Origin of the sequence: Streptomyces sp. NPDC052101 (genome assembly GCF_040680235.1) — a bacterium.
GTDB lineage: Bacteria > Actinomycetota > Actinomycetes > Streptomycetales > Streptomycetaceae > Streptomyces.
The window spans coordinates 392,059-417,222 of the sequence record NZ_JBFAWH010000001.1 but is presented as its reverse complement, the minus strand read 5'-3'; the positions used below and the strand labels follow the sequence as shown (position 1 = coordinate 417,222).

Below are 25,164 nucleotides of genomic sequence, written 5' to 3'. Positions count from 1 at the left end.
TCTCGCGTTCTGAACTCCGGTCGGTGCCCCGGTCGGTACTCCGATTGATCGATCCTGGCATGCCGTTCACACCCGGCGCGGTGAGGCGAGAAGATAGCGCGCTCTCGTCCGCGGCTCGGTGTACTCGCCGGCCTGCCAGCCGGCCCGCTCCAGGGTGGCCGTGCAGGCGGTCAGGCTCGCCGCGTCCGGGGCGTACACGGCGACCGCCTCCGGCTGCGGGGTAGCGCGCACCCGGTAGCCGTCCGCGTCCCCGCCCGCCGGACGGTGCCCGGCGGCCTCCAGGGCGAGCGCGGCGGCCCGGACCAGATGGGTGCGCTCCCAGCCGCACGGCCGGTCCACGGCGCCATCGGGATTGGTCATCCTGCGCAGTTCCAGCAGCCCCTGCCAGGCACTGTGCACCTCGCGCAGGCGCGCCGCACCGTCCGCGGGCTCCTCCTCCGCACCGCCGACCCGAGCCGCGAACACCCCCGTGTCCGCCGCGGCCTCCTCCTCCGCCGCCGCGTCCGCGGCCTCCCGTATCCGATGGCCCGCCGGGGTCAGAAAGTGCTCGTGCGGCGGCCGCGGGTGCCGGAAGGCCAGCCCCCGCTTCACCAGCGCCGCCAGCTGCGCCTGCGTACCGCGCAGCCGCCCGGTCACCGGATCGGCACCCTCGATCACATGCCGCTGCGCGGCACTCACCGGTCGGCCCACAGCACCCTCCTCCCACCCCGGATCACCCATGAGAACGCCCCACCCGCAGAGTACGACCGGGCTCTGACAACGCCCGGGCACGCGGCACGAGGCCTGTACGGGATCCCCTGTGCTCCTACGCCCGCGGCCGAATGTTCCACCCCGCCACCACTGGTCGGCCGTGTTCCGTGCCCAGGCGGCACAGGGCGCCCGTGGCCAGCTGGAAGAGGGCTCCTTGCTCGGGCGGTAGGCCGAGGCGGCGGGCGGTGAGGACGCGCAGGAAGTGGCCGTGGGCGATCAGGACGACCACCCCGTCGGTGTTGGCGAGGGCGGCGTCCGCCTTGGCCAGCATGCGGTCGGCGCGCTCGCCGACCTGCTCCGGGGTCTCGCCAGGATGCTCCGGCGGCCCCGGCGCGACCCCGTCCGTGAACAGGAACCAGCCGGGCCGGGTGCGCTGGATCTCCACGGTGGTCACGCCCTCGTACCCGCCGTAGTCCCATTCGCGCAGGTCGGCGTCGACCCGGGCGTCATCGATCCCGATCAGCTCGGCGGTCTCCCGGGCCCGCTGCAGCGGGCTGACGAACGCGGCCCCGATCCGGTGCGAGCGGATCAGCGGCACCAGTCGGCGCGCCTCCTCCCGCCCGTGCTCGGTGAGGGGTACGTCGGTCCAGCTGGTGTGCCGTCCGGACCGCGACCACTCGGTCTCACCGTGCCGGACGAGAAAGAGGTCACCCACGTCCGCGCCTTTCCCGCTCGCCTGCCAGCACCGTGTCACAGGGAACCGGCCGCCCGCAGGACGGACTGCGCCAGACGGCCGTTCTCCAGGGCGGCGCCCATCCCCGAGGGGAAGCCGAACCGCGTTGCCCACCCCGCCCGCTCCTTCAGTAGCGCGGCCTCCTCCGGGGTCGGCACCAGCGGCTGCACGTCAACCCACCGCGCCCCGCCGGGCATTCCCGCTCGGCCGTGCGTGCCGTCGGTCAGGTCAGTGCGGCTGATCCCCCTCGTACGGCGGCAGGTCGGTGGGCGGGTCCTGGTTCGCCACCGCGTAGGACAGGAGGTCGGCGGCCTCGTCGCCGAACGCGGGGGCGTAGCTGACGTAGTCGACGTCGGAGTCGTTGCCGCCGCCGTGGTAGCCACCGAGGTTGCCTATGACATGGCCGGTGCGCCCGTCGTCCTTGTAGTCGGTGATCCACGGACTGCCGGACACGCCGCCGTAGTAGCCGCCGCACGTCATCGACATCTGCCGGTAGCCGGCGAGCTGCTGGGTCGGCACGGTGCACTTCACGGCGCGTCCGGCGCTGTTGTGGTTGTGCGAGGGATAGCCGACGACGGTCACGTTCTTGTGGGCGTAGCCGGAGGCGCGGGTGAAGGTCAGTCCGCCGCCGACCGCGTCCTGGAGGGTCTGGCCGCGCTGGTTGGCCGAGACCCTGGCGAACGCCGTGTCCAGGTCCGACCAGGGCTTCTTCGTGGTCGTCGACCCCTTGTCGGGCACATAGCGCGGGTCGAGGAACAGCCGCTGGATGTGGAAGATCCCGTACGGCTGGCGGTCGGGACTCGCGCCCTTCGCGAACTTGGGGACGAAGACGTAGTCGCCCTTCATGTTCAGCGCGCAGTGGGCCGCGGTGAGGACGACGTTGCGCACCTTGGTGTCGATCACGCTGCCGGTGCAGTGCCAGGTGGTGCCGCCGGGCCCGTCGGATCCGAAGAACGTCCCGATGACGCGGGTCCCCGGGAACAGCGTGCCCTGCGGCCGACCGGCCGCCACGGCCGACTGACCGGTTCCGCCCGGCGCCGTACGCACGTCGTCCAGCGGCTGTGCGTCGTCCATGCGCTGCGCGGTCCAGAACCGGGCCGCCTGCCGGGCCTCCTGCCCGGCGGAGGGGCCGGGCTGCGGTGATCCGGCCTGCGCGCCCGGAGCCGATTCCATCACGGCCGCCGCGGACAGTACGGCGACGGCCGTCCGTCGTATTCGATCCGAGAACAAAGCGCTGCTCCCCGTGGTCTGCTGGGACGGGACCAGGGAGAACAACGGCGCGGCGCTGGTCGGGCGTGCGCCGAGGGCCTGTGTGCCTGCCCTGTGCGAACGTCCCCCGGGTCGTGCGATGTGATCCTCGCACGAGCCCGCCGCACGGGCCAACACGGGCAAGTCGCCCATGGCGCCGGGCTCTCCATGCCGGTTTCGCCGCGGACCGGGGCCGGCGCCCGCCAGGAACGGGGCCGGCCGGAGGCTGCCGACGGGGTGACGGATGTCGGCCGTCAGGGTGGTGGCGGTTGGGCCGATCGGAGCAGCGGCACAGTGTCCGCGCGGCCCCCATGAGGGCGTCGGTGCCGTTACTGCGGTTACTGCCGGTACCCGCCGAGGAACCGGCCGATGCGGCCGATCGCCGCCTCCAGGTCCTCCGCGTACGGCAGGGTGAGGATGCGGAAGTGGTCGGGGAAAGGCCAGTTGAAGCCGGTGCCCTGGACCACCTGGATCTTCTCGCGCAGCAGGAGGTCCAGGACGAACTTCTCGTCGCTGTGGATCTTGTGGACCTTGGGGTCCAGGCGCGGGAACGCGTACAGCGCCCCCTTGGGCTTCACGCAGGACACGCCGGGGATCTCGTTGAGCTTCTCCCAGGCCACCGTGCGCTGCTCGTACAACCGGCCGCCGGGCCGGGTCAGTTCCCGGATGGACTGGCGGCCGCCGAGCGCGGCCTGGATGGCGTACTGGGCGGGAGCGTTGGCGCACAGCCGCATGGAGGCCAGCATGGTCAGGCCCTCCAGATAGTCCTTCGCGTGCTGCCGGGGACCGGTCACGACCAGCCAGCCGGAGCGGAAGCCGGCGACCCGGTACGTCTTCGAAAGGCCGCAGAAGGTGAGGACGACCAGGTCGGGAGCGAGCGCGGCGGCCGAATGGTGGACCGCGTCGTCGTACAGGATCTGGTCGTAGATCTCGTCGGCGAACACCATCAGGCCGTGCCGGCGGGCGAGGTCGAGGATGCCCTCGACGACCTCCTTCGGATACACCGCGCCCGTGGGGTTGTTGGGGTTGATGATGACCACGGCCTTCGTGCGGTTCGTGATCTTCGAGGCCATGTCGGCCAGGTCCGGGTTCCAGTCGGCCTGTTCGTCGCACAGGTAGTGGACCGCCTTGCCGCCCGCCAGGGTCGTCGCTGCCGTCCAGAGCGGGAAGTCCGGGGCGGGGATGAGGATTTCGTCGCCGTCCTCGACCAGCGCGGTCACGGCCATGGAGACCAGCTCCGAGACGCCGTTGCCCAGGAAGACGTCGTCCACGCCGACGTCGAGGCCGAGGGTTTGGTAGCGCTGGGCGACCGCGCGGCGGGCGGAGAGGATGCCGCGGGAGTCGGAGTAGCCGTGTGCCTGCGGGAGCATCCGGATCATGTCCTGGAGGATCTCCTCCGGCGCCTCGAACCCGAAGGCCGCGGGGTTGCCGGTGTTCAGGCGCAGCACGCTGTGGCCCGCCTCCTCCAGCGCGTTGGCGTGCTCGATCACCGGGCCGCGGATCTCGTAACAGACCTCGCTGAGCTTGTTCGACTGCCGGAACTCCATGCGCCCCTCCGGAAACTTGTGATGCTTGGTTTTACCAAGTGGGAGCTTGGAAAGTCCAACAACGCGTCTAGACTGCGTCGCATGTCACCACGCCGAAGCTACGACCAGTACTGCTCCGCAGCCCGCGCCCTCGACCTCGTGGGCGACCGCTGGACCCTGCTGATCGTCCGGGAGCTGCTGGCCGGCCCCCGCCGCTACACGGACCTGCACGCGGATCTGCCCGGCGTGAGCACGGACGTCCTCGCCTCCCGGCTGAAGGACATGGAGCGCGACGGCCTCGCGACCCGGCGCCGGCTGCCCCCGCCGGGCGCGGCCTACGTCTACGAACTCACCGATCGCGGGCGGGAGTTGCTGCCCGTACTGCAGGCGCTGGGCAGCTGGGGCGAGGCCGAGCTGGGGGAGCGGCGGCCCACCGACGCCGTGCGCGCACACTGGTTCGCCCTGCCGCTGCTGCGCGGCCTGGACGGGGAGGGGCTGGTCGAAGTCCGGCTGGAGGAGGGGGACTTCCATCTGCGCCTCGGCGCGGAGGAGGGGCCGGTGTACGGCGACGGACCCGCGCCCGGTGCGGCCGACGCCCGCCTGACGATGGACGTGGCGACCTGCCAGGCCGTGGCCCGGGGCGAACTGGGCATGACGGAGGCGGTACGGCTCGGGCGGGTGACGGTGACGGGGGACGGCACCCTGGCAAAGGCGCTGCGGGAGGGGTGAAAGGGCCTGGCCGGGGCGCTACGGGAGGCGAAACGCCCCGCTCCGGCTCGCGGCAGCCTTTCCGGCCGACCGAGCGTCATCGCCCCCCGGCTCAAGCTTTCCAGCCGACCGTGCGCCACCTGGCAGCTGACTGAGTGTCATTCCCCCGGCTCAAGCCGTCCAGCCGATCGAGTGTCATCGCCCCCCGGCTCAGGCCCTCCAGTCGACCGAGCCCCAACGCCCCGGCCTCGACCTTCGAGCCGACCGCGCGCCAATGCCCCGCCTCGTCCGTTCAGCTGACTGAGTGTCATCGCCCCCTGGCTCAGGCCGTCCAGCCGACCGCGCGCCAACGCCCCGGCCTCGACCTCCCAGCTGACCGAGTCGGGTGGGCGGGTGGGCAAAGAGGAAGGCCCGCCGGCAGGCGGGCCTTCACTGTGGTCGGTCAGACGCCCGGCGGCACCCGCGACGGCCGCCCCGACCCCCGCGTCAGCGCATACCCCCCGATCCCGGCGAGAGCCGCGAGCACGGCACCGATCCCGGTCCACACCCACCGGTCGGACCACCACCCGGAGGACCAGCCGTCGTGCGAGCCGAAGCTGGACAGCACCGCCGCCTTCGAACCGTCCGTCTTCTCCTCGGACTTGACGGCGATACCGGGCACCAGCGGTTTGCCCAGCGAGCCGTCCGCCGCGGCCGAACCGCCGATGTCCTTGGAGTCGACGCGCACCTCGGCGCTCACCGGCTGGCCGAGGTCGGTGGCGCCGAGGTCCACGACGGTCAGCCGGATGTAGTACGTGCCCGGCAGCGGGTCGTCGGCCCACGGCTCCGCCCAGCCGCGCACCGTACGCAGCACACAGGCCAGCTCGACCGAGGAGGCGTCCGGCGTGGCGGTACGGGTGTTGGCGCCGTACTGGCAGGCCTGCCGGCGCCGCAGCCCGTCGTACACGTCGAGCTGCCAGGTCTGCCCGCCGTGCGTCCGCGGGAGCTTCACCGTCGCCTTGACGGTGGGCCGCCGGCCGATGTCCGCCGGGAACGACCAGTACAGGTAGTCACCGGTGGAGCCGGCCGCGGTGGCCTGCTGCCCCTGCTCCAGCTCCGTCGCCGTACGGAAGGAGGTGCCCGCCTTGGTGGGCGCCGAGCCGTCGGCGGACGCGCTCGGCGAAGGGCTCGGGGTGTCGGCGGCGGCCGGCCCGGCGGCCAGGCCCAGCGCCAGCAGCGCGCCGCCCAGTACACGAGTGATCCGCATCAGTTCGTCCTCCAGACCGCGACCCGCCAGCGCGACAGCCAGCCCCACAGCAGACCCGCCAGGAAGCCGATCAGCACCAGCGTGCCGAGCAGCCACCAGCCGCGGCCGAGGCCGAAGGACGCCACGTCGTGATGGCCCGACGGCCCGTCCACGACGTCCACGGTCAGCTCCAGCGGCAGGCCGGGCGTGGTCTTGACGCCGGCGGCGGCCGAGAAGGAGTTGGTGACCTGCAGGCACACCGTCTCCGCGGGCGCGTTGTCGTCGTCGCTGTCCGCCTTCGGATAGCGCAGACCCGTCGAGATCACATCCGTACGGCCCGTGCCGGCGGCCTCGCCGCGCACGATCTCCCGCCCGTGCACGGTCACCGCCCGCAGCAGCACCCCGTAGTTCGGGCCCACGGCGCGGTCGTCGGCCACGCTCACCGAGGCGCGCAGCTCCTTGCCGGGGTCGACGTCGACCTTGTACCAGCGCTGCTGTCCGAACTCCTCGCGGTCCGTGAACAGCCCGGACTTCAGCGTCGGCGCCTTCTCGCACTGCGCGGCGCCCTCGGTGGCCACCGGTGTCACCACCGGATCGGCCGCCCGGTCCACCAACTGCCCCACGCGGCCGCTCAGCTGCTCCTTGTGCCGCACGTCGGTGTAGGTGCCGCCGGTGGCGTCCGCGATACAGCTGAGCTGGTCGCGGGTCTTGGCGTCCGGCACCAGGCCGAGGGTGTCGATGGTCAGCCCGACGCCCTTGGCCGCTATCTCGCGGGCCACCTCGCACGGGTCGAGCGGCTGGCAGGTGTCCTCGCCGTCGGTGATCAGGACGATACGGCGGGTTCCGTCGCCGGCGTTCAGGTCGTCGGCCGCCTTCAGCAGGGCGGGCCCGATCGGCGTCCAGCCGGTGGGCTGGAGCGTTGCCACGGCCGTCTTCGCGTCGGTCCGGTTCAGCGGGCCGACCGGGTAGAGCTGCGCGGTGTCCTTGCAGCCCTCCTTGCGGTCGTCGCCGCGGTAGTTGGCGCCCAGGGTGCGGATGCCGAGCTGGACCTCCTGCGGAGTCGCGTCCAGCACCTCGTTGAACGCCTGCTTCGCCGCGGCCATCCGGGAGTCGCCGTCGATGTCCCGGGTCCGCATCGAACCGCTGACGTCCAGCACGAGTTCGACCTTCGGAGCGGCCGTCTGTGTCTCGTCGGCGACGGCTCCGCCGGGGAACGCGATCCCGGCCGCCAGGGCGGCGAGCAGGGCACAGACTCCCGCCGCCAGCCGTTTTCTTGTGATCATCGCCGGATCCTATTGATCGGACGGGCCGGGCTCCAAAACGAGCGGATTCGGCAGGGACGCCCACTGGTCGCCGGGGGTCTGCGGGGACAGCCGCATCAGGGTCAACGCCTTGGCCGGCAGCGGGCCTTCACACAGGGCGCGCAGGTCCGCGGTGTCCGCCAGGTCCGGTACGGCGGCGGACAGCGCCGCTCGCAGCGCCGGCCCGGAACCCGCCGTACCGGCCAGGGCGCCCGCCACCAGGGACCCGAACAGCTTGCGGCGCAGGGCCGCTTCGTCGTCGGTGATCAGACGGCCGGTGAGCGGCGGCGGGGTGATGCCGTGCCGCCGCAGGCGGGCCGGGCTGATCCGGATGTCGGCCAGATCGCGGTAGACCAGCCGCACCGGGGTGCCGTCGGCCGCCAGGATCACCAGCAGGTTCTGGCCGTGCGCCTCCAGTGCCACGCCGAGGTCGAGCAGCCGCAGGCCCACGGTCAGCGCCAGCCGGGTGAACGCGGCCATCCAGCCCGGCGCCTCCGGCAGACCGGTCGTGGCGAGCGCGGCCACCGGAAGGACCCGCTCGCCCGGTCCCGCGCACATCTGGGGTGACTCCCGCAGCAGCGCGGCCAGATCGGGGGAGTGGGCGCAGACCGCGCCCAGCGTGCGGGTGATGTGCAGCAGGCCGGCACTGCGCGCGACCAGCTCCTCGGCCAGGTCGGCGAGCGGCGCGGCGGCCCGGACCGAGTACGCGGATATGTCCCGCACGGAGGACGTGAGACGGGTGCTCAGTGCGGTCTTCACATGCGGGCCGTCCTCCGGCAGCGCGAGGGTGCGCAGGGACAGCAGGGGACGGGCCGGGCGCCAGCGGTCGTACGACCGGTTCAGGACGTGCTCGGCCTGCCAGGGGTGCACGGGCAGCAGCAGCCGTTCACCGTCGCGCAGTTCCTCGGGCCAGCCGCCGCTCACCAGGCACCCGTCCGCCGGCACCGGCACCGTCCCCAGCTCCACCACCGGCCGGTGCTCGGGGCCGTACGCCAGCTGGTCCGCCACGGAGAGACCGGGCCGAGAACGGCAGCCCGGGTGGAACGGATGCCCGTCGGTCACCCGCTGCTCCCACTCCCAGTCCCGGTCCGGCCACTCCTTCGAGTGATCCGCGTCGGCCCGGGACAACGCCAACGAGGCGGCGCTGTCCGCCAGTTCGGCGGCGAAGGCCGCGCCGTGCGGCACCGCCAGGGCGGTCATCAGCACGGCCGGATCCACCTGGCGCTCGCGGTCCAGGCGCACCCCGGTGACGTACGCGCTCGTGGCGTACGGGTCCGCGTGCGGCCCGTACAGCGTCCGTCCGTCGGCGAGGCGCAGGGCGAGGCTGTGCGCGCCCCGCACCCGGCCGGATATCCAGGGCAGCGGCTCATGGGCCAGCGCCCGCCACAGCCGGGTCAGCACGGCGGCGCGGGCGCCCGGCAGCTCCGCCGTGTACCGGGGCAGCAACGCGGGCCGGACGGCGGCCAGCTCCTCGGCGACCTCGGCCTCGGTGGCGGGGGGACGGTGCACGGTCGGCTCCTCGGGTACGCGGGCGGCGCAGGACGATCGACGATGGTCGGGGACGGGCGATTTCCCGGAACGGGCGATCGCAGGGACGGGGTTGATTCTCGGGGACGGGCGGGGACGGATGATTGCCGGGGACGACAGACATACTGAGCGCGACGACCCTCGACGAAACGAACGGATCGCGTGGACCTCACACCCACCGCCGACGCCGTCGGCCGCCGCGCCGACGCCTACGCGGCCGCGCCCCTGCTGAACTGCCTGCTGCGCGAGGTGGCCGAGCCGCTCGCCGCCCCCGGTGAGCTGCGGCTCCACCGGCTGCCGAGCGGGCGGTTGCTGAGGGTGCGCGCCGGCCGGTGGCCCGCCGCCCCCGAGGTGTGCGCCGCCGGGACCTGGCACCCGGCGGGCCACACCGAGCTGGTCAAACTGGTGGCCGAGGAACTGCGCCGGCACACCGGGTTGCCGGGCGGCGATCTGCCCGCCGAGATGGTCGACAGCCGGGACGCGGTCGCCGCGCTGCTCACCGCCCGCGCCCGGGCCGCGGCACCCGCCGATCCCTATCTGCGCTCCGAGCAGTCCCTGATCACCGGCCACCCCTACCACCCGGCGCCCAAGGCGCGCGGCGGTGGCCCGGTCGGCTCCTGGCTGCCGTACGCCCCCGAGGCGCACGCCCGCTTCCCGCTGGTGCTGCTCGGCGTCCGCGAGGACCAGGTGGCCGAGGAGGGCGACACGAGCGCCCTGGACGCGCTCGGCACGGCACCGCCCGGCTACCGGCTGCTGCCCGCCCACCCCTGGCAGCTGGAGCTGGTGGGCCGGGAGCTGGCGGAGGCCTTCGCGGACGGCCGTCTGCTCCGCCTCGGCACGACCGCCTTCGACACCTGGCCGACGGCGGCGATCCGCACGGTGTACGAGCCCCGGCGCGATCTGTTCCTGAAGTTCAGCCTGGATGTCCGCATCACCAACGACATCCGCCGGCTGTGGCGCCACGACCTGCGCCGACTGCGCCGTACCGACACCGCGGCCGGGCACGCCTTCGCGGCGATGGGCCGGTCCGCCGCCTGGCTGAGCGACCGCGGTTACCGCACCGCCGCCTTCGCTTTCGAGGAACTGGCCGTCCTCGTCCGTGACGGGCTGCGCGGCCATCTGCTGCCGGGCGCCACCCCGCTGCTGGCCGCCGGGCTCGCCGAGGGCTTCGACGGCAGCCCACTGGCCGCCACGGCCGACCCGGCCGCCTGGTGGGAGGCGTATCTGCGCCAGGTCGTCCCGCCCGCGCTCAGGGCGTTCGACGACCACGGGGTCGTCCTCGAAGCGCACCTGCAGAACACCCTCGTCGCCGTCGACGCGGCCGGCACGCCCGTCCAGGCGCTGTTCCGGGACGCCGAGGGCGCCAAGCTGCTGCCCGACGTGACCCGGGCGGCGGGCTGGGAGCGGCTGCTGTACTGCCTGGTCGTCAACCATGTCGCCGAGATCGCCGCCGCCCTCGCCGAACACCGTCCGGGCCTCGACCCCTGGCCCGCAGTCCGCCGCGAACTCGCCCGGCACGACCTGCCCGAGATCCCGGCCCTGCTCACCGCCCCCACCCTGCCCGGCAAGACCAACCTGCTGCTGCGCTGGACCGGCGCGGACGGCGCGGCCGCCCGCTACCAGCCCGTGCCGAACCCGCTAGCGGAGGGCTGAACCCGCTTGTCAGCGGGCGGTGCCGAAGTCCTGGGTCCAGTAGCTGCCCGGCTGTGCGAGACCGATGCCGATCTCCTTGAACGAGCAGTTGAGGATGTTGGCCCGGTGCCCCGGGCTGGACATCCAGCCCGCCATGACCTCGTCCGCGGTGGCGTAGCCGTAGGCGACGTTCTCGCCGTACTCGCTCCAGGAGTAGCCGGCCCGCGTGATGCGGTCGCCGGGGGACGAGCCGTCGGATCCCGTGTGCGACATGTTCCGGTGGGCCGCCATGTCCGCGCTGTGCGCCTGCGCGGCCTTGGTCAGCGTCGGGTTCAGGGTCAGGGGGTGGCACCCCACCTTGGCGCGCTCGGCGTTGACGAGCTGCAGGATGCGCGCGACGACCCCGGACGCGGTGGCGGTGGGCTTCGGGGTGCTCGGTGCGGCAGGGGCCTGGGAAGCGGCGGAGGTGGCTTTCGGGGAGGCGGTCCGCACGGGCTCGTGGGCCGTGGTCCTCTTCGCGGCGCTCGGGTGAGTGGTGGCCTCGGGCTTCGCCGACGCGGTGGGCTGGGGGGAGTGGTGGTGGTTGCGATGGTGATGCCGGTGGCCGTGGTGCTCCTGCTGCCGGGGCGTGCTCGTCGCGGCGACGTCGGCCTGGTCCGTCGTGCCGTGCGGCCAGTCGGAACAGGCGAGCGCCACGGACGGTACGCCCACGGCGACGGTGGCGACGGTGCCGATGACTATGCGCCGGAAACGCTGCGTCTTGCGGTGCTTGGACATACGTGAACCTCACTCGGTGATCGCCGAGCGCCCATTTTCGGAACGGCTTCACATGGAGCGCAAAGGGCGCTATCTACTAACGCGCATCGTAGCTTCGGACGGCTCTTGCCAGGCGAGCGGAGAGATGCCGCCTTCGCGGCCGCGATGTTTGCTGGAAACAGATGCTCTGTCAGAAGGCCCCTGAGCGCGGTGAATAGGCGAAGGTGCCGGGCGCGCGCCCCGAGGCCGCCCGTGCGGCGCCGCATGTCCACGGCAAGCCGGACAAATCCCCTATTGTCACTGGAGCCGCGTCTACTATCCACCGCACCTAGTTGCCGAGTTGACTGTGATGGATGTCACGCCGGAAAAAGCAACCGATCCGGCTCTCGCGGTGGAGCGCATACGCTGATCGATGTGCTGCGCGACGTGACTGCTGTTCGATACGTGACCCCGCTGCGCTCCGGCGGCTCCGTGCCCGGAGTCGTCGAGGCCGATGACGACGGCACCTATGTCGTGAAGTTCACGGGTTCGGCGCAGGGGCACAAGGCGCTGGTCGCGGAGGTGATCGTCGGGGAACTCGCCCGCGCGCTCGGCCTGCGCTTCCCCGAGCTGGTCCTCGTCCACTTCGACCCCGCGATCGCCGACTCCGAACCGCACCAGGAGGTGCGGGAGCTGCACGGCGCGAGCGCGGGCGTCAACCTCGGCATGGACTATCTGCCGGGCGCCCGCGACTTCACTCCGCAGCTGGCGAAGACCTTCCCCGTGGACCCGCTGGAGGCCGGCCGGATCGTCTGGCTGGACGCGCTGACCGTCAACGTGGACCGCACCGTCCACAGTTCCAACCTCATGATCTGGCCCACGCTCGGCACCGCGCCGCCGCGCCTGTGGCTCATCGACCATGGCGCCGCACTCGTCTTCCACCACCGCTGGGACACCACGACCCCGGGCAAGAGGTACGACTTCCGGCACCACGCCCTCGGCCACTACGGCCCCGATGCGCGCGCCGCCGACGCCGAACTCGCCCCGCGTGTGACCGAGGAACTGCTGCGCGCGATCGTCGCCGAGGTCCCGGACGCCTGGCTCGCCGAGGACGCGGGTTTCGCGGCCCCGGACGACGTACGCGCCGCCTATGTGGACTACCTGCTGGCCCGCGTGCGCCTGTCGTCCGAGTGGCTGCCCACCGACTTCCCGAGCGGCGAGCAGCTCGCGGCCGAGGAGGCGGCCCGCACGGCGAGGACGCAGGCGGGCCGCCCGGCCTGGCTGAAGACGGTCCCCGACCTGCACGGCAAGCCGGCGGCGGAACAGGACTGGTCGGCGCACCTGGGCTGAGAAACGGCCGAGCGGCCCTGGGGAGGTCCCGGGGCCGCTCGTAGGCGAGGCTCAGCCCTTGAGCTGCTCGTACGCGGGCAGGGTGAGGAAGTCGGCGTAGTTCTCGTCCAGGGAGACCCGCAGCAGCAGGTCGTGGGCCTCCTGCCAGTGGCCTGCGGCGAAGGCCTGCTCGCCGATCTCCTGGCGGATGTCGGACAGTTCCTCGGCGGCGACCTTGCGGGCCAGCTCGGGCGTGGCCGTGTCGCCGTTCTCGAACTCGACGCCCGCGTTGATCCACTGCCAGATCTGCGAGCGGGAGATCTCGGCGGTGGCCGCGTCCTCCATCAGATTGAAGATGGCGACCGCGCCGAGCCCGCGCAGCCAGGCCTCGATGTACCGGATGCCGACCTGGACGGCGTTGACGAGTCCTTGGTACGTCGGCTTCGCGTCCAGCGAGTCGATCGCGATCAGGTCGGCCGCCTCGACGTGGACGTCCTCGCGCAGCCGGTCCTTCTGGTTGGGCTTGTCGCCGAGGACCTTGTCGAAGGACTCCATGGCGATCGGCACGAGGTCGGGGTGGGCGACCCAGGAGCCGTCGAAGCCGTCGTTCGCCTCGCGGTCCTTGTCGGCGCGGACCTTCTCGAAGGCGACCTTGTTGACCTCCGCGTCCTTGCGGGACGGGATGAAGGCCGCCATGCCGCCGATCGCGTGCGCGCCCCGCTTGTGGCAGGTGCGGACGAGGAGTTCGGTGTACGCCCGCATGAACGGGGCCGTCATCGTGACCGCGTTGCGGTCCGGCAGGACGAACCGGGCGCCGCCGTCACGGAAGTTCTTGACGATGGAGAACAGGTAGTCCCAGCGCCCGGCGTTCAGTCCGGCGGCGTGGTCGCGGAGTTCGTAGAGGATCTCCTCCATCTCGTACGCGGCCGTGATCGTCTCGATCAGGACGGTGGCGCGGACGGTGCCCTGCGGGATGCCGACGTAGTCCTGGGCGAACACGAACACGTCGTTCCACAGCCGCGCCTCCAGGTGCGACTCGGTCTTCGGCAGGTAGAAGTACGGGCCCTTGCCGAGGTCCAGCAGCCGCTGGGCGTTGTGGAAGAAGTACAGGCCGAAGTCGACGAAGGCTCCCGGGACGGCGCGGCCGTCGGCGTCGGCCAGATGCCGCTCGTCCAGGTGCCAGCCGCGCGGGCGCATGACGACCGTCGCCAGCTCCTCGTTCGGGCGCAGGGCGTACGACTTGCCGGTGCGCTCGTCCGTGAAGTCGATGCGGCGAGTGTAGGCGTCGATCAGGTTGGCCTGGCCGAGGACCACGTTCTCCCAGGTGGGCGCGGAGGCGTCCTCGAAGTCGGCGAGCCAGACCCTGGCGCCCGAGTTGAGCGCGTTGATGGTCATCTTGCGGTCGGTGGGACCGGTGATCTCGACGCGCCGGTCGTTCAGCGCGGCCGGGGCAGGGGCGACCTTCCAGGAGTCGTCCGCGCGGATCGCGGCGGTCTCGGGCAGGAAGTCGAGCGTGGAGGTGCGGGCGATCTCGGCGCGGCGCTCGGCCCGGCGGGCGAGGAGTTCGTCACGGCGCGGGGTGAACCGCCGGTGCAGCTCCGCCACGAAGGCGAGCGCCGCGTCCGTGAGGACCTCTTCCTGCCGGGGCAGGGGCTCGGCGTCGACGATGGCCAGCGGGGACGGCGCTGGTGCGGACATGAGCTGTCACTTCCTTCAGCGGTGGCACCGGGTGCCTAGTGGCACGAATAGGGCAAACAGCGCCGACTGTGCGGGCAGGCGCTTCTGAACAGTGGATAGTAGTTTCCTCATTGTGGAACTTCAATGGTTTGTTGATGTCGAGATTCTCTGAGTCGAGGCAAGATGGCGCCCAGTGCCACCCTCCTCACTCAAGGTGGCGAAGGTCGGCCTCGGTGTCGATGTCATAGGGCTCGGCCACGTCCGCGCATTCCACGAGCCGGATCCGCGCCGCGTGCTCCTGCAGATAGGCGCGGGCCCCGCGATCCCCGGTCGCGGTCGCGGCGATGCCCGCCCAGTGAGCCGCGCCGAACAGCACCGGATGCCCGCGCACTCCGTCGTAGGCGGCCGAGACCAGCGATTTCTCGTCCTCGAAGGCGCCGAGCACCCGCGCCACGGCCGCCGCCCCGATGCCCGGCTGGTCGACCAGGCTCACCAGGGCGGCCCGCGCACCCGTACCGTCGAGCGAGGCCAGCCCCGCCCGCAGCGAGGAACCCATGCCCTCGGCCCAGTCGGGGTTGTCCACGAGCACGCAGCCGTCCAGGTCGGCCCGCGCCCGCACCTCGTCGGCCCGGGCCCCCAGCACGACGTGCACCCGCGTACATCCGGCCGTGCGCAGCACCCCCACCGCATGCTCGACCAGCGGCCGCCCCCGGTGCGTCAGCAGCGCCTTGGGCCGCCCGCCGAGCCGTCTGCCCCCGCCGGCGGCGAGCAGCAGCCCGGCGACCTCCTCGTGATGGTTCTCCGTCATGCGTCCTGCATACCTGACGGGGGCGGAGACGGCCCGATTCCCTTGGGCTGAATTTCGGTCCGCGCTGTGGCGCTCCCGGACGCTGTGGCGTTTACTGGCCCGCGCACGACGGCGTGTGAGGGGGAGGGCTGTGTTGCGGAGCTTGGGGCAGAGAGCGGTGGCCGGCAGCGACGAGGACCCCAGAGTGGCGGAGCTGCGGACCGCGGTGTCCCGGCTGCGCCGCGAACTCGCCGCGCTCCCCTCCGAGTTCCCCGACCGCGCCATAGCCGAGGACGAACTGGCGGCCCTCGCCGCGATGGCCTCCGGCGGTTCACCGGAGATCCCCCGCCTGCGCGGCTCCCTGTTACTGATCGCCGGGGCGATCGGCTCGGTGAGTGCCCTGGCGAGGGGTCTGAGCGGGGTCCGGGAGGCGGTGGACCTGTTCGGGCCTACGCGGAGGGGCTGAGTGCGACCCCCTGGGGGTGCGGGGAACGCCCGCGCGCCGAACGTACTCCCCCTCAGGCGCCAGAACTGGCCAACGCCTCAGACAGCTCAAGGGCGATCTGCTGCAGCACCGGCACGATCTTGTCAGTGGCCGCCTCGGTGACCCGCCCGGCGGGCCCGGAGATCGAAATCGCCGCAGCCGTCGGAGACTCCGGCACGGACACCGCCAGGCACCGCACTCCTATCTCCTGCTCGTTGTCGTCGACGGCGTAACCGGTCCGCCGCACATCCTCCAGCGCCGCCAGGAACCCCTCAGGCGTGGTGATGGTCTTCTCGGTGGCGGCCGGCATGCCCGTACGGGACAGCAGTGCGCGGACCTCGTCATCGGGCACGCCCGCCAGCAGCGCCTTTCCGACGCCGGTGGAGTGGGGAAGCACCCGTCGGCCCACTTCCGTGAACATCCGCATCGAGTGCTTCGACGGCACCTGCGCCACGTACACGATCTCGTCGCCGTCGAGCAGCGCCATGTTCGCGGTCTCGCCGGTCTCCTCGACCAGCCGGGCGAGATACGGCCGCGCCCAGGTGCCGAGCAGCCGGGACGCCGACTCGCCGAGCCGGATGAGCCGGGGGCCGAGCGCGTACCGCCGGTTCGGCTGCTGGCGTACGTAGCCGCAGGCGACCAGGGTGCGCATCAGCCGGTGGATGGTCGGCAGCGGCAGCCCGCTGGTCGCGGACAGCTCGCTCAGGCCGACCTCGCCGCCCGCGTCCGCCATCCGCTCGAGCAGGTCGAAGGCGCGCTCCAGGGACTGGACACCGCCCGCGGCGGAGGGCTTGGTGGAGTCGGTGGTGCTGGCGCTGGACGTCGGCACGGCGCGTTCCTTTCGGGACTGGCAGGAGTGCAGAAGCCTACCGGGCAGTCGGTTGACTGCCTGCTTGTACGTAGCTACGTTCTGCTTGCTGGAATTCTAATTCCGCTTTGTGGAAACGTCCAGAGTGTATGCGGGTTGCGCGCTGTCCGGAAGTGTGCCCCTTGACGGCGGAGAAGTGGGAGTGAAGACTCCTTCAACAGAACGTTGAATTCCGTTACGTGGGTGTAAATCCCGTTTCCTGGGCGTAAAACGGCGGTACAGAGAGGGGTTCGGGTGTCCGACGCTGAACTGGTCCTGCGCTCGACGCGCGTCATCACTCCGGAAGGGACGCGCGCCGCCTCGGTCGCCGTGTCCGCCGGGAAGATCACGGCCGTCCTGCCGTACGACGCCGAGGTCCCGGCCGGTGCACGGCTGGAGGACTTCGGCGACCACGTCCTGCTGCCCGGCCTGGTCGACACCCACGTGCACGTCAACGACCCGGGCCGCACCGAGTGGGAGGGCTTCTGGACCGCCACCCGCGCGGCGGCGGCCGGCGGCATCACCACGCTGGTCGACATGCCGCTCAACTCCCTCCCGCCGACCACGACCACGGACCACCTGCGGGTGAAGCAGGACGTGGCCTGCGACAAGGCCCACATCGACGTCGGCTTCTGGGGCGGCGCCCTGCCCGACAACGTCAAGGACCTGCGCCCGCTGCACGACGCCGGTGTCTTCGGCTTCAAGGCGTTCCTGTCCCCGTCCGGCGTCGACGAGTTCCCGCATCTCGACCAGGACGGGCTCGCCCGGTCCATGGCGGAGATCGCCGGCTTCGACGGCCTGCTGATCGTGCACGCCGAGGACCCGCACCACCTCGCCGCCGCCCCGCAGCAGGGCGGCCCCAAGTACGCCGACTTCCTCGCCTCGCGCCCGCGCGACGCCGAGGACACGGCCATCGCCTCCCTGATAGCGCAGGCCAAGCGGCTGCACGCACGCGTGCACGTCCTGCACCTGTCCTCCAGCGACGCGCTGCCGCTGATCCGCGCGGCCCGCGCCGAAGGCGTCCGGATCACCGTGGAGACCTGCCCGCACTACCTCACCCTCACCGCCGAGGAGGTCCCGGACGGCGCCAGCGAGTTCAAGTGCTGCCCGCCCATCCGCGAGGCCGCCAACCAGGACCTGCTCTGGGAGGCGCTGGCCGACGGCACCATCGACTGCGTCGTCACCGACCACTCGCCCTCCACCACCGACCTCAAGACCGCCGACTTCGCCACCGCCTGGGGCGGCATCTCCGGTCTCCAGCTCAGCCTGTCCGCCGTATGGACCGAGGCACGCGCGCGTGGTCACGGCCTGGAGGACGTCGTGCGCTGGATGTCCACGCGGACCGCCGCCCTCGTCGGCCTGGACGCCTCCAAGGGCGCCATCGCCCCCGGCCGCGACGCCGACTTCGCCGTCCTCGCCCCCGACGAGACCTTCACCGTCGACCCGGCGGGCCTCCAGCACCGCAACCGGGTCACCGCGTATGCCGGCAAGACCCTGTACGGCGTCGTGAAGTCCACCTGGCTGCGCGGTGAACGCATCGCCTGCGACGGCGAGTTCACCGAGCCGAAGGGCACCCTGCTCGCCCGCCCCCAGTAAGCCACCCCCGCACCCGCAACCGGCCGACTCCAGAAAGGACCCCCTGATCACCGTGACGGCGATACCCAGCTTCACCGGCGACGCGAACCCCTACGGAGGCGGCGACCCGTACGCGGACTACCGCACCGCCGACTTCCCCTTCACCCAGTACGCCAACCTCGCCGACCGGCAGCTCGGCGCCGGGGTCATCGCCGCCAACGACGAGTTCTTCGCCCAGCGGGAGAACCTGCTGGTGCCCGAGCCGGCCGAGTTCGACCCCGAGCACTTCGGGCACAAGGGCAAAATCATGGACGGCTGGGAGACCCGCCGCCGGCGTGGTGCCTCCGCCGAGCACCCGTGGCCGACCGCCGAGGACCACGACTGGGCGCTGGTCCGCCTCGGCGCGCCCGGCGTGATCCGCGGCATCGTCGTCGACACCGCCCACTTCCGCGGCAACTACCCGCAGGCGGTCTCGGTCCAGGCCGCGTCCGTCCCCGGCTCGCCCTCCCCGCAGGAGCTGCTGGGCGAGGACGTGAAGTGGACGACCGTCGTCCCGCGCACCCCGGTCGGCGGCCACGCGGCGAACGGTTTCGCCGTATCGGCGGAACAGCGCTTCACGCACCTGCGCGTCAACCAGCACCCCGACGGAGGCATCGCGCGCCTGCGCGTGTACGGCGAGGTCGTCCCCGACCCCGAGTGGCTCGCGGTCCTCGGCACCTTCGACGTGGTCGCCCTGGAGAACGGCGGCCGGGTCGAGGACGCCTCCAACCTCTTCTACTCGCCGGCCACCAACACCATCCAGCCGGGCCGCTCCCGCAAGATGGACGACGGCTGGGAGACCCGCCGCCGCCGTGACCAGGGCAACGACTGGATCCGCTACCAGCTGGCCGCCCAGTCGCAGATCCGCGCGATCGAGATCGACACGGCCTACCTCAAGGGCAACAGCGCCGGCTGGGCGTCGGTCTTTGTCCGGGACGGCGAGAACGGCGACTGGACCGAGATCCTTCCGCGCACCCGCCTGCAGCCCGACACCAACCACCGCTTCGTCCTCGCGGCCCCGGCCGTCGGCACGCACGCGCGGATCGACATCTTCCCCGACGGCGGCATCTCCCGCCTGCGCCTGTACGGCTCCCTGACCGACCAGGGCGCGGCCGCCCTCGCCGCCCGCCACCAGGAACTGGGCGGCTGACCCACCCCGTACGCGCGCGGGGCGCCCCGGCCTGGACAGCACCGGGCGCCCCGCGTGTCACCCGTACGGACCCGCATCCCGCCGGCCGGAACTTACGGGTCGGTCTCCCTCGTTCTTCCCCACGTGACCCTTCAGCAAGAGATCGTCGGCAACGCCATGCAGATGGCGGTCGTCAACCTGCACCCCGGCCAGACCGTGTACTGCGAGGCCGGAAAGTTCCTCTTCAAGACGACGAACGTGACCATGGAGACCCGCCTGTCCGGCCCGTCGGGCAACGGCGGCCAGCAGCAGAGCGGCTCAGGCGGCGGCATGGGCGGCATGCTGCGCCAGGCCATGGGCACCGCCATGCAGGTCGGCCAGCGCATGCTGGCGGGCGAGTCGCTGGCGTTCCAGTACTTCACCTCTCAGGGCGGTGAGGGCACGGTCGGCTTCGCGGGCGTGCTCCCGGGCGAGATGCGGGCCCTGGAACTCGACGGCACACGCGCGTGGTTCGCCGAGAAGGACGCCTTCGTGGCCGCCGAGTCCACTGTCGACTTCGGCATCGCCTTCGCCGGCGGCCGCACCGGTATGAGCGGCGGCGAGGGCTTCATCCTGGAGAAGTTCACCGGGCACGGCACGGTGATCATCGCCGGCGCGGGCAACTTCATCGACCTCAACCCGGCGGACTTCGGCGGCCGCATCGAGGTGGACACCGGCTGCGTGGTCGCCTTCGAGGAGGGCATCCAGTACGGCGTCCAGCGCATCGGCGGCCTCAACCGCCAGGGGATCATGAACGCGGTGTTCGGCGGCGAGGGCCTGTCCCTGGCCACCCTGGAGGGCAACGGCCGGGTGATCCTGCAGTCCCTCACCATCGAGAGCCTCGCCAACGCCCTGAAGAAGGCCCAGGGCGGCGACAAGCAGGGCCCGACCGGCGGACTGTTCTCCACACACGCGGGCTGACCGATGAGTTCCGGGTGCGGGCGGGGTCTGAGCTGATGACCGAAGGACAGGATCCCGCACCCGGAAGAAGGAACCCGCCATGGGCAAGCTCGTCTCCACCGTCTTCGTCACCCTCGACGGCGTCCACCAGGCACCCGGCGGCCCCCAGGAGGACCCCAGCGGCGGCTTCGACCAGGGCGGCTGGAGCTTTCCGCTCGGTGACGAGGACTTCGGCCGCTTCGTCACCGAGGTCTTCGACCACGCCGGCGCCTTCCTGCTCGGCCGCCGTACGTACGACATCTTCGCCTCCTACTGGCCCAAGGTGACCGACCCGGCCAACCTCATCGCCGCCAAGCTCAACGCACTCCCGAAGTACGTCGTCTCTTCCACCCTCGGGACGCCCGAGTGGTCCGGCACCACCGTGATCGGCGGCGACCTCGCCAAGGAGGTGCAGGCTCTGAAGGAGAGCACGGACGGCGAACTCCAGGTCCACGGCAGCGGCGCCCTGGTCCGCTCCCTGATCGACCTCCGGCTCCTCGACACCCTGCACCTGCTCACCTTCCCGGTCGTGCTCGGCGCCGGTCGCCGCCTGTTCCCGGACGGCACGGTCCCCACCCGCTTCCGGCACACCGGCGGCCGCGTCACCGGCGCGGGCGTCTCCATCCAGACCTACGACCTCGCGGGCGACCCCGAGTACGGGTCGTACGAACTCCCCGAAGACGCCTGAGACGTCTGAACTCCTTATCCGCTGGCCGAAGACCGTCCCCGCCGGTACGGTGATCGCGCCCCGTGCGAGCCACCGACGTCTCCGCACCCCTCGGAGACCGGGAGAGCCGCCCGCATGTCCTCGATCGCCGTACCGGGCGCCGCCGTAGCGCCCCGCCGCGCCTGGCGCACCGACCTGCCCGTCCTGCTCGTCGCGGTCTGCTGGGGCGCCAGCTACCTCGCGGCCAAGGACATCACCACGGCCCGTACCGTCCTGGCCGTCCTGGTGCTGCGGTTCGCGCTGGCCGTGCCCGCCCTCGCCGTCGCCGGACACCGTGGCCTGCGCTCCCTCACCGGAGCCCAGTGGCGCGGCGCGGCCCTGCTCGGGCTGATCCTCAGCGGGATCTTCCTGCTGGAGACCTACGGGGTGGTGCACACCTCGGCCACCAACGCCGGCCTGATCATCAGCCTCACCATGATCTTCACCCCGCTCGCCGAGGCCGCCGTCACCCGGACCCGGCCCACCCCGGCCTTCCTCGGTGCCGCACTGCTGTCGGTGCTCGGCGTGGTCCTGCTCACTCAGGGCGGCGGCTTCACCCGGCCCTCGTCCGGCGACCTGCTGATGCTGCTCGCCGCGCTCGCCCGCACCGTGCACGTCCTCGCCATGTCCCGGATCAGGGCCGTCCAGGACGCGGACACGCTGCCGCTCACCACCGTCCAACTCGGCGCGTCCGTCGCCGTCTTCGCCCTGCTGTCGGCAGCCTCGGGCGGCCCGGCGCCCTGGGCCGTCGCGGCGGACCTCGGCGCGCGGGCCTGGGCCGGGCTGCTCTTCCTCGCCGTGCTGTGCACGGTGTTCGCCTTCTTCGTGCAGATGTGGGCCGTCCGCCGTACGTCCCCCTCCCGGGTCGGACTGCTGCTCGGCACCGAACCGCTGTGGGCCGCCGCGGCCGGGATCGCGCTGGGCGGGGAACGGCTCGGCGCACTCGGCCTCGCGGGTGGTGTGCTGGTGCTTGTGGGGACCGCGTGGGGACGCAGGGCGGCAGGTTAATTTCCCGAAAACTCATCGGACTTGAAGGGAAAATCTTCAACTTTGTCGTTGACATGCCAACGTCTACGCGCGTCATCATGAGGGCATGAGATTCCCCCCACGCGCAACTCGCATCGGCGCCGCAGCCGCGCTCCTGTCCGCCCTCCTCGTGGGCGGCACCGTCACCGCCACCACGGCGGACGCCGCGGCCGACTCGGTCGGCAGCATCTGCTACAGCGCCCTGCCGTCGCAGGCCCACGACACCCTGGACCTGATCGCCCAGGGCGGCCCGTACCCGTACTCGCAGGACGGCACCGTCTTCACGAACAAGGAAGGCGTCCTGCCCAGCCAGTCGTCCGGCTACTACCACGAGTACACGGTGATCACCCCCGGCGCGCCCACGCGCGGCGCCCGCCGCATCGTCACCGGTGAGCAGTCCCAGGAGGACTACTACACCTCCGACCACTACGCCACGTTCAACCTGGTCGACTTCGGCTGCTGAACCGGTCGGCGGGATCAGAGGGAACAGCGCGACACATGTGACACACAAGCCCCACCCTGCGGCCGTCTCATCCCCACGAAAGGCGGTCGCAGGCAGGGCAGCAGCTCCGCGTCACGAGCGGGCCGCCGGGATCCGTCCCGGCGGCCCGCTGTCGTCCGTGGGCCGGCCGGAGGGGGCCGGGCGGCCCTGAGCCCCGCCGGCGTGTCGCCGAAAGTCCATGGGGCGGCGACTTTGGTAGCCGATGCCGCGCAGGATGCGCCCGGCGCCCCGCGCCCTGCGTAGATTGGTCGACCGTGACAGAGAACCGGCCGGGCCACACCATGGCGAGCGGGGCGGGCCCCCGCCGGTGGATGCTGCCCTCGGCCCTGCTGCACGGGCTCGACCCGGACTCCGGCCCCGACCGCCGCCGGCCCCGGCGCACCGCACGGGACTGGGTCGTCGACACCTGCTGCTTCCTGCTGGCCGTGCTCCTGTTCCTGGTGGCGACCGACGCCCTGACCCGGCAGTCGGACGTTCCCCAGGGCGTCGTCGTCGCGGACATCGTGCTCGGCGCCCTGTCCTGCGGCGCCGTCTGGCTGCGCCGCCGCTGGCCGGTCGGGCTCGCCGTCGCGATGGTCGTCGTCGGCTTCGTGTCCTCCACCGCGGGCGGCGCGAGCATGGTGGCCCTGTTCACCCTGGCCGTGCACCGGCCCTTCCGCTACGTCGCCTGGATCGGCGGGGCGAACCTCGCCCTCGTACCCCTCTACTACTGGCTGCGCCCGGACCACGACCTGCCCTACGCGGGATCCGTCGTGTTCGCCGTGCTGCTCTCCGTCTCCGTCATCGGCTGGGGCATGTTCGTGCGCTCCAAGCGGCTGCTGATGCTGAGCCTGCGCGACCGGGCCCGCCGCGCGGAGAGCGAGGCACGGCTGCGCGCCGAGCAGGCGCAGCGGCTCGCCCGCGAGGCCATCGCCCGCGAGATGCACGACGTCCTCGCCCACCGGCTCACGCTGCTCAGCGTGCACGCCGGCGCCCTGGAGTTCCGGCCGGACGCGCCGCGCGAGGAGGTCGCCCGGGCCGCCGGGGTGATCCGGGAGAGTGCCCACGAGGCGCTCCAGGATCTGCGGGAGATCATCGGCGTGCTGCGGGCCGGGGAGTCCGAGGACGCGGCCGGCGAGCGGCGCCAGCCGACCCTGGCCGCGCTGGACGCCCTTGTCGCCGAGTGCCGCGAGGCGGGCATGAAGGTCGCCCTGGACCACCGCGTCGCCGATCCGGCCGCCGTCCCCGCCTCCGTCGGCCGCACCGCCTACCGCATCGCCCAGGAGGCCCTGACCAACGCCCGCAAGCACGCCCCCGGCGCCGAGGTCACCCTGGCCCTCACCGGCACCCCCGGCGACGGCCTCACCCTCACGGTCACCAATCCGCCGCCCACCACCGAGCCCACGCCCGTGCCCGGCTCGGGCCAGGGCCTGATCGGCCTCACCGAACGCGCGACCCTCACCGGCGGCCGCCTGGAACACGGTTCCACGGCCGACGGCGGATTCGAGGTACGGGCATGGCTGCCGTGGGGACAGACCGGACCGACGCCCTGACCACGTCGCCGTACGCCGATACGCCCCCCACGTGCCACCCGCACCGTGATTACGTAAGGCCCATGAAGCCGATCAGACTCCTCCTCGTCGACGACGACCCGCTGGTCCGGGCCGGACTGGCCCTGATGATCGGCGGAGCCGAGGACATCGAGATCGTCGGGGAGGCCGCGGACGGCGCCCAGGCCCAGGAACTCGTCGCCCGCACCCGGCCGGACGTCGTCCTCATGGACATCCGGATGCCCTCGGTGGACGGCCTCACCGCGACCGAACGGCTGCGCGCCCGGCCCGACGCCCCGCAGGTCGTGGTGCTCACCACCTTCCACGCCGACGAGCAGGTGCTGCACGCCCTGCGCGCGGGCGCCGCCGGGTTCGTGCTGAAGGACACCCCGCCCGCCGAGATCGTCGACGCCGTACGGCGGGTCGCGGCCGGCGACCCCGTGCTGTCGCCCGCCGTCACAAGGCAGTTGATGCGGCATGCGGCCGGCAGCGCCGCCGACGCCCGCCAGGCACGCGCGCGTGAACGGCTCGCCGTCCTCAACGACCGCGAGCGCGAGGTCGCCGTCGCCGTCGGCCGCGGCCTCGCCAACGCCGCGATCGCCGCGGAGCTGTACATGAGCGTGGCCACCGTCAAGACACATGTCTCCCGCATCCTCGCCAAGCTCGCCCTCGACAACCGCGTACAGATCGCGCTGCTGGCGTACGACGCCGGACTCCTCGACGACGACGGGCACTGACCGCGCGCCGGACGTCGTCGGTGCATGGGGTGCTGCTGCCCTCCGGCCACGAGACCACGGTCAACCTCATCGGCAACGGCGGGCGTCCTGGCCCTGCTCGACCATCCCGACCATCCCGACCAACTCGCCGTGCTGCGCGCCGACGTGAGCCTTCTGGACGGCGGCCTCCTGATGAGAGGCGTACGCACCCTCCCGGTCCGCCGGCAGCCCCGACGCCGACACCGACAAGTCCGCGCACCCGGCCCGGGCCACCGACACCGGGCCATGCCCTCAGCCACCGGCTGTGTCAGCACCGAGAGTCGGCATCATGCCGACAATTGGGCACCGGCCCCACGCCGGACGCTGCCCGGCCTGTGCTGTGGTCGTGGTGCGGCTCCTCACTCAGTCACCGGCGGGGCGGCACCGGAAGGGGGCGTCCTTCCGCTGCCCGCTGCTGCCATCGCCGTCGGCCCCGCGCCGGAGCTTCCCGGCCCATGGCCCGCGGCTCTGCTCAG

General features: G+C 72.3%; 24 protein-coding genes. 12 read left to right on the top strand and 12 right to left on the bottom strand.

What is annotated here, in order from left to right; translation table 11 throughout:
- Positions 1-66 precede the first annotated feature (66 nt).
- The 5 genes from AB0L75_RS01835 to AB0L75_RS01815 form a co-directional block, all read right to left on the bottom strand.
- Positions 67-690 (bottom strand): hypothetical protein, encoded by a 624-nt coding sequence (locus AB0L75_RS01835; protein ID WP_365173939.1) that lies wholly within the window; start codon positions 688-690, stop codon positions 67-69.
- 115 nt (positions 691-805) lie between these two features.
- The gene (locus AB0L75_RS01830) at positions 806-1,405 is read right to left on the bottom strand and encodes a histidine phosphatase family protein (RefSeq protein WP_365173937.1); all 600 of its coding nucleotides are present in this window, start codon (positions 1,403-1,405) and stop codon (positions 806-808) included.
- Between the two features lie 35 nt (positions 1,406-1,440).
- Positions 1,441-1,593, bottom strand: a complete 153-nt coding sequence (locus AB0L75_RS01825) for a hypothetical protein (RefSeq protein ID WP_365173935.1) — start codon at positions 1,591-1,593, stop codon at positions 1,441-1,443.
- A gap of 58 nt (positions 1,594-1,651) precedes the next feature.
- Positions 1,652-2,653: a trypsin-like serine protease gene (locus AB0L75_RS01820; protein ID WP_365173932.1), complete on the bottom strand. Its 1,002-nt coding sequence runs from the start codon at positions 2,651-2,653 to the stop codon at positions 1,652-1,654.
- Positions 2,654-3,009: 356 nt separating this feature from the next.
- On the bottom strand, positions 3,010-4,218 hold the full coding sequence (locus AB0L75_RS01815; RefSeq protein ID WP_365173930.1) for a pyridoxal phosphate-dependent aminotransferase: 1,209 nt from the start codon (positions 4,216-4,218) through the stop codon (positions 3,010-3,012).
- An 81-nt stretch (positions 4,219-4,299) separates the two neighbouring features.
- Between AB0L75_RS01815 and AB0L75_RS01810 the strand changes: the two genes are divergently transcribed.
- Complete coding sequence (locus tag AB0L75_RS01810) at positions 4,300-4,926, top strand: winged helix-turn-helix transcriptional regulator (protein ID WP_365173927.1); 627 nt, start codon at positions 4,300-4,302, stop codon at positions 4,924-4,926.
- Between the two features lie 421 nt (positions 4,927-5,347).
- On the opposite strand, the gene AB0L75_RS01805 is transcribed toward AB0L75_RS01810, so the two are convergent.
- The 3 genes from AB0L75_RS01805 to AB0L75_RS01795 are packed head-to-tail and all read right to left on the bottom strand — an operon-like array spanning position 5,348 to position 8,940.
- On the bottom strand, positions 5,348-6,151 hold the full coding sequence (locus tag AB0L75_RS01805; RefSeq protein ID WP_365173925.1) for a hypothetical protein: 804 nt from the start codon (positions 6,149-6,151) through the stop codon (positions 5,348-5,350).
- On the bottom strand, positions 6,151-7,413 hold the full coding sequence (locus AB0L75_RS01800) for a VWA domain-containing protein (RefSeq protein WP_365173923.1): 1,263 nt from the start codon (positions 7,411-7,413) through the stop codon (positions 6,151-6,153). Before AB0L75_RS01800 ends, AB0L75_RS01805 begins: the two co-directional genes overlap by 1 nt.
- Positions 7,414-7,422: 9 nt before the next feature.
- Positions 7,423-8,940, bottom strand: coding sequence for an IucA/IucC family protein (locus tag AB0L75_RS01795; protein ID WP_365173921.1), 1,518 nt, complete (start codon positions 8,938-8,940; stop codon positions 7,423-7,425).
- 180 nt (positions 8,941-9,120) lie between these two features.
- On the opposite strand from AB0L75_RS01795, the gene AB0L75_RS01790 reads away from it, so the two are divergent.
- On the top strand, positions 9,121-10,611 hold the full coding sequence (locus AB0L75_RS01790; protein ID WP_365173918.1) for an IucA/IucC family protein: 1,491 nt from the start codon (positions 9,121-9,123) through the stop codon (positions 10,609-10,611).
- A 9-nt stretch (positions 10,612-10,620) separates the two neighbouring features.
- On the opposite strand, the gene AB0L75_RS01785 is transcribed toward AB0L75_RS01790, so the two are convergent.
- Positions 10,621-11,367: a CAP domain-containing protein gene (locus tag AB0L75_RS01785; RefSeq protein ID WP_365173915.1), complete on the bottom strand. Its 747-nt coding sequence runs from the start codon at positions 11,365-11,367 to the stop codon at positions 10,621-10,623.
- Positions 11,368-11,760: 393 nt separating this feature from the next.
- Between AB0L75_RS01785 and AB0L75_RS01780 the strand changes: the two genes are divergently transcribed.
- Positions 11,761-12,675: a HipA family kinase gene (locus AB0L75_RS01780; RefSeq protein WP_365173913.1), complete on the top strand. Its 915-nt coding sequence runs from the start codon at positions 11,761-11,763 to the stop codon at positions 12,673-12,675.
- Between the two features lie 51 nt (positions 12,676-12,726).
- Here AB0L75_RS01780 and aceB read toward each other — a convergent pair whose 3' ends face one another.
- Together aceB and AB0L75_RS01770 are read right to left on the bottom strand one after the other, a co-directional pair.
- Positions 12,727-14,352 carry a malate synthase A gene (aceB, locus tag AB0L75_RS01775; RefSeq protein WP_365173911.1) on the bottom strand — a complete coding sequence of 542 codons (1,626 nt, stop codon included), beginning with the start codon at positions 14,350-14,352 and terminating at the stop codon, positions 12,727-12,729.
- Positions 14,353-14,536: 184 nt separating this feature from the next.
- Positions 14,537-15,139, bottom strand: coding sequence for a nucleotidyltransferase family protein (locus AB0L75_RS01770; RefSeq protein WP_365173909.1), 603 nt, complete (start codon positions 15,137-15,139; stop codon positions 14,537-14,539).
- Positions 15,140-15,269: 130 nt separating this feature from the next.
- Between AB0L75_RS01770 and AB0L75_RS01765 the strand changes: the two genes are divergently transcribed.
- On the top strand, positions 15,270-15,584 hold the full coding sequence (locus tag AB0L75_RS01765; protein WP_365173907.1) for a DUF5955 family protein: 315 nt from the start codon (positions 15,270-15,272) through the stop codon (positions 15,582-15,584).
- Positions 15,585-15,636: 52 nt separating this feature from the next.
- On the opposite strand, the gene AB0L75_RS01760 is transcribed toward AB0L75_RS01765, so the two are convergent.
- Complete coding sequence (locus AB0L75_RS01760; RefSeq protein ID WP_365173905.1) at positions 15,637-16,431, bottom strand: IclR family transcriptional regulator; 795 nt, start codon at positions 16,429-16,431, stop codon at positions 15,637-15,639.
- Between the two features lie 273 nt (positions 16,432-16,704).
- On the opposite strand from AB0L75_RS01760, the gene allB reads away from it, so the two are divergent.
- From allB to AB0L75_RS01720, 8 genes are all read left to right on the top strand, one after another.
- The gene (allB, locus tag AB0L75_RS01755; protein ID WP_365173902.1) at positions 16,705-18,045 is read left to right on the top strand and encodes an allantoinase AllB; all 1,341 of its coding nucleotides are present in this window, start codon (positions 16,705-16,707) and stop codon (positions 18,043-18,045) included.
- Between the two features lie 52 nt (positions 18,046-18,097).
- Positions 18,098-19,213, top strand: a complete 1,116-nt coding sequence (gene alc / locus AB0L75_RS01750) for an allantoicase (protein WP_365173899.1) — start codon at positions 18,098-18,100, stop codon at positions 19,211-19,213.
- A gap of 123 nt (positions 19,214-19,336) precedes the next feature.
- Positions 19,337-20,152 (top strand): AIM24 family protein, encoded by an 816-nt coding sequence (locus AB0L75_RS01745; protein ID WP_365173897.1) that lies wholly within the window; start codon positions 19,337-19,339, stop codon positions 20,150-20,152.
- Positions 20,153-20,231: 79 nt separating this feature from the next.
- Positions 20,232-20,858, top strand: coding sequence for a dihydrofolate reductase family protein (locus AB0L75_RS01740; RefSeq protein WP_365173895.1), 627 nt, complete (start codon positions 20,232-20,234; stop codon positions 20,856-20,858).
- A gap of 114 nt (positions 20,859-20,972) precedes the next feature.
- A complete protein-coding gene (locus AB0L75_RS01735; protein WP_365173893.1) occupies positions 20,973-21,884 on the top strand; it encodes a DMT family transporter in 912 nt (303 codons plus the stop codon).
- A gap of 85 nt (positions 21,885-21,969) precedes the next feature.
- A complete protein-coding gene (locus AB0L75_RS01730; RefSeq protein ID WP_365173890.1) occupies positions 21,970-22,365 on the top strand; it encodes a ribonuclease domain-containing protein in 396 nt (131 codons plus the stop codon).
- A gap of 320 nt (positions 22,366-22,685) precedes the next feature.
- The gene (locus tag AB0L75_RS01725) at positions 22,686-23,936 is read left to right on the top strand and encodes a histidine kinase (protein WP_365174849.1); all 1,251 of its coding nucleotides are present in this window, start codon (positions 22,686-22,688) and stop codon (positions 23,934-23,936) included.
- Positions 23,937-23,998: 62 nt separating this feature from the next.
- Entirely contained in the window at positions 23,999-24,670 is a 672-nt protein-coding gene (locus tag AB0L75_RS01720; RefSeq protein ID WP_365173888.1) for a response regulator transcription factor, read from the top strand.
- Positions 24,671-25,164 lie beyond the last annotated feature (494 nt).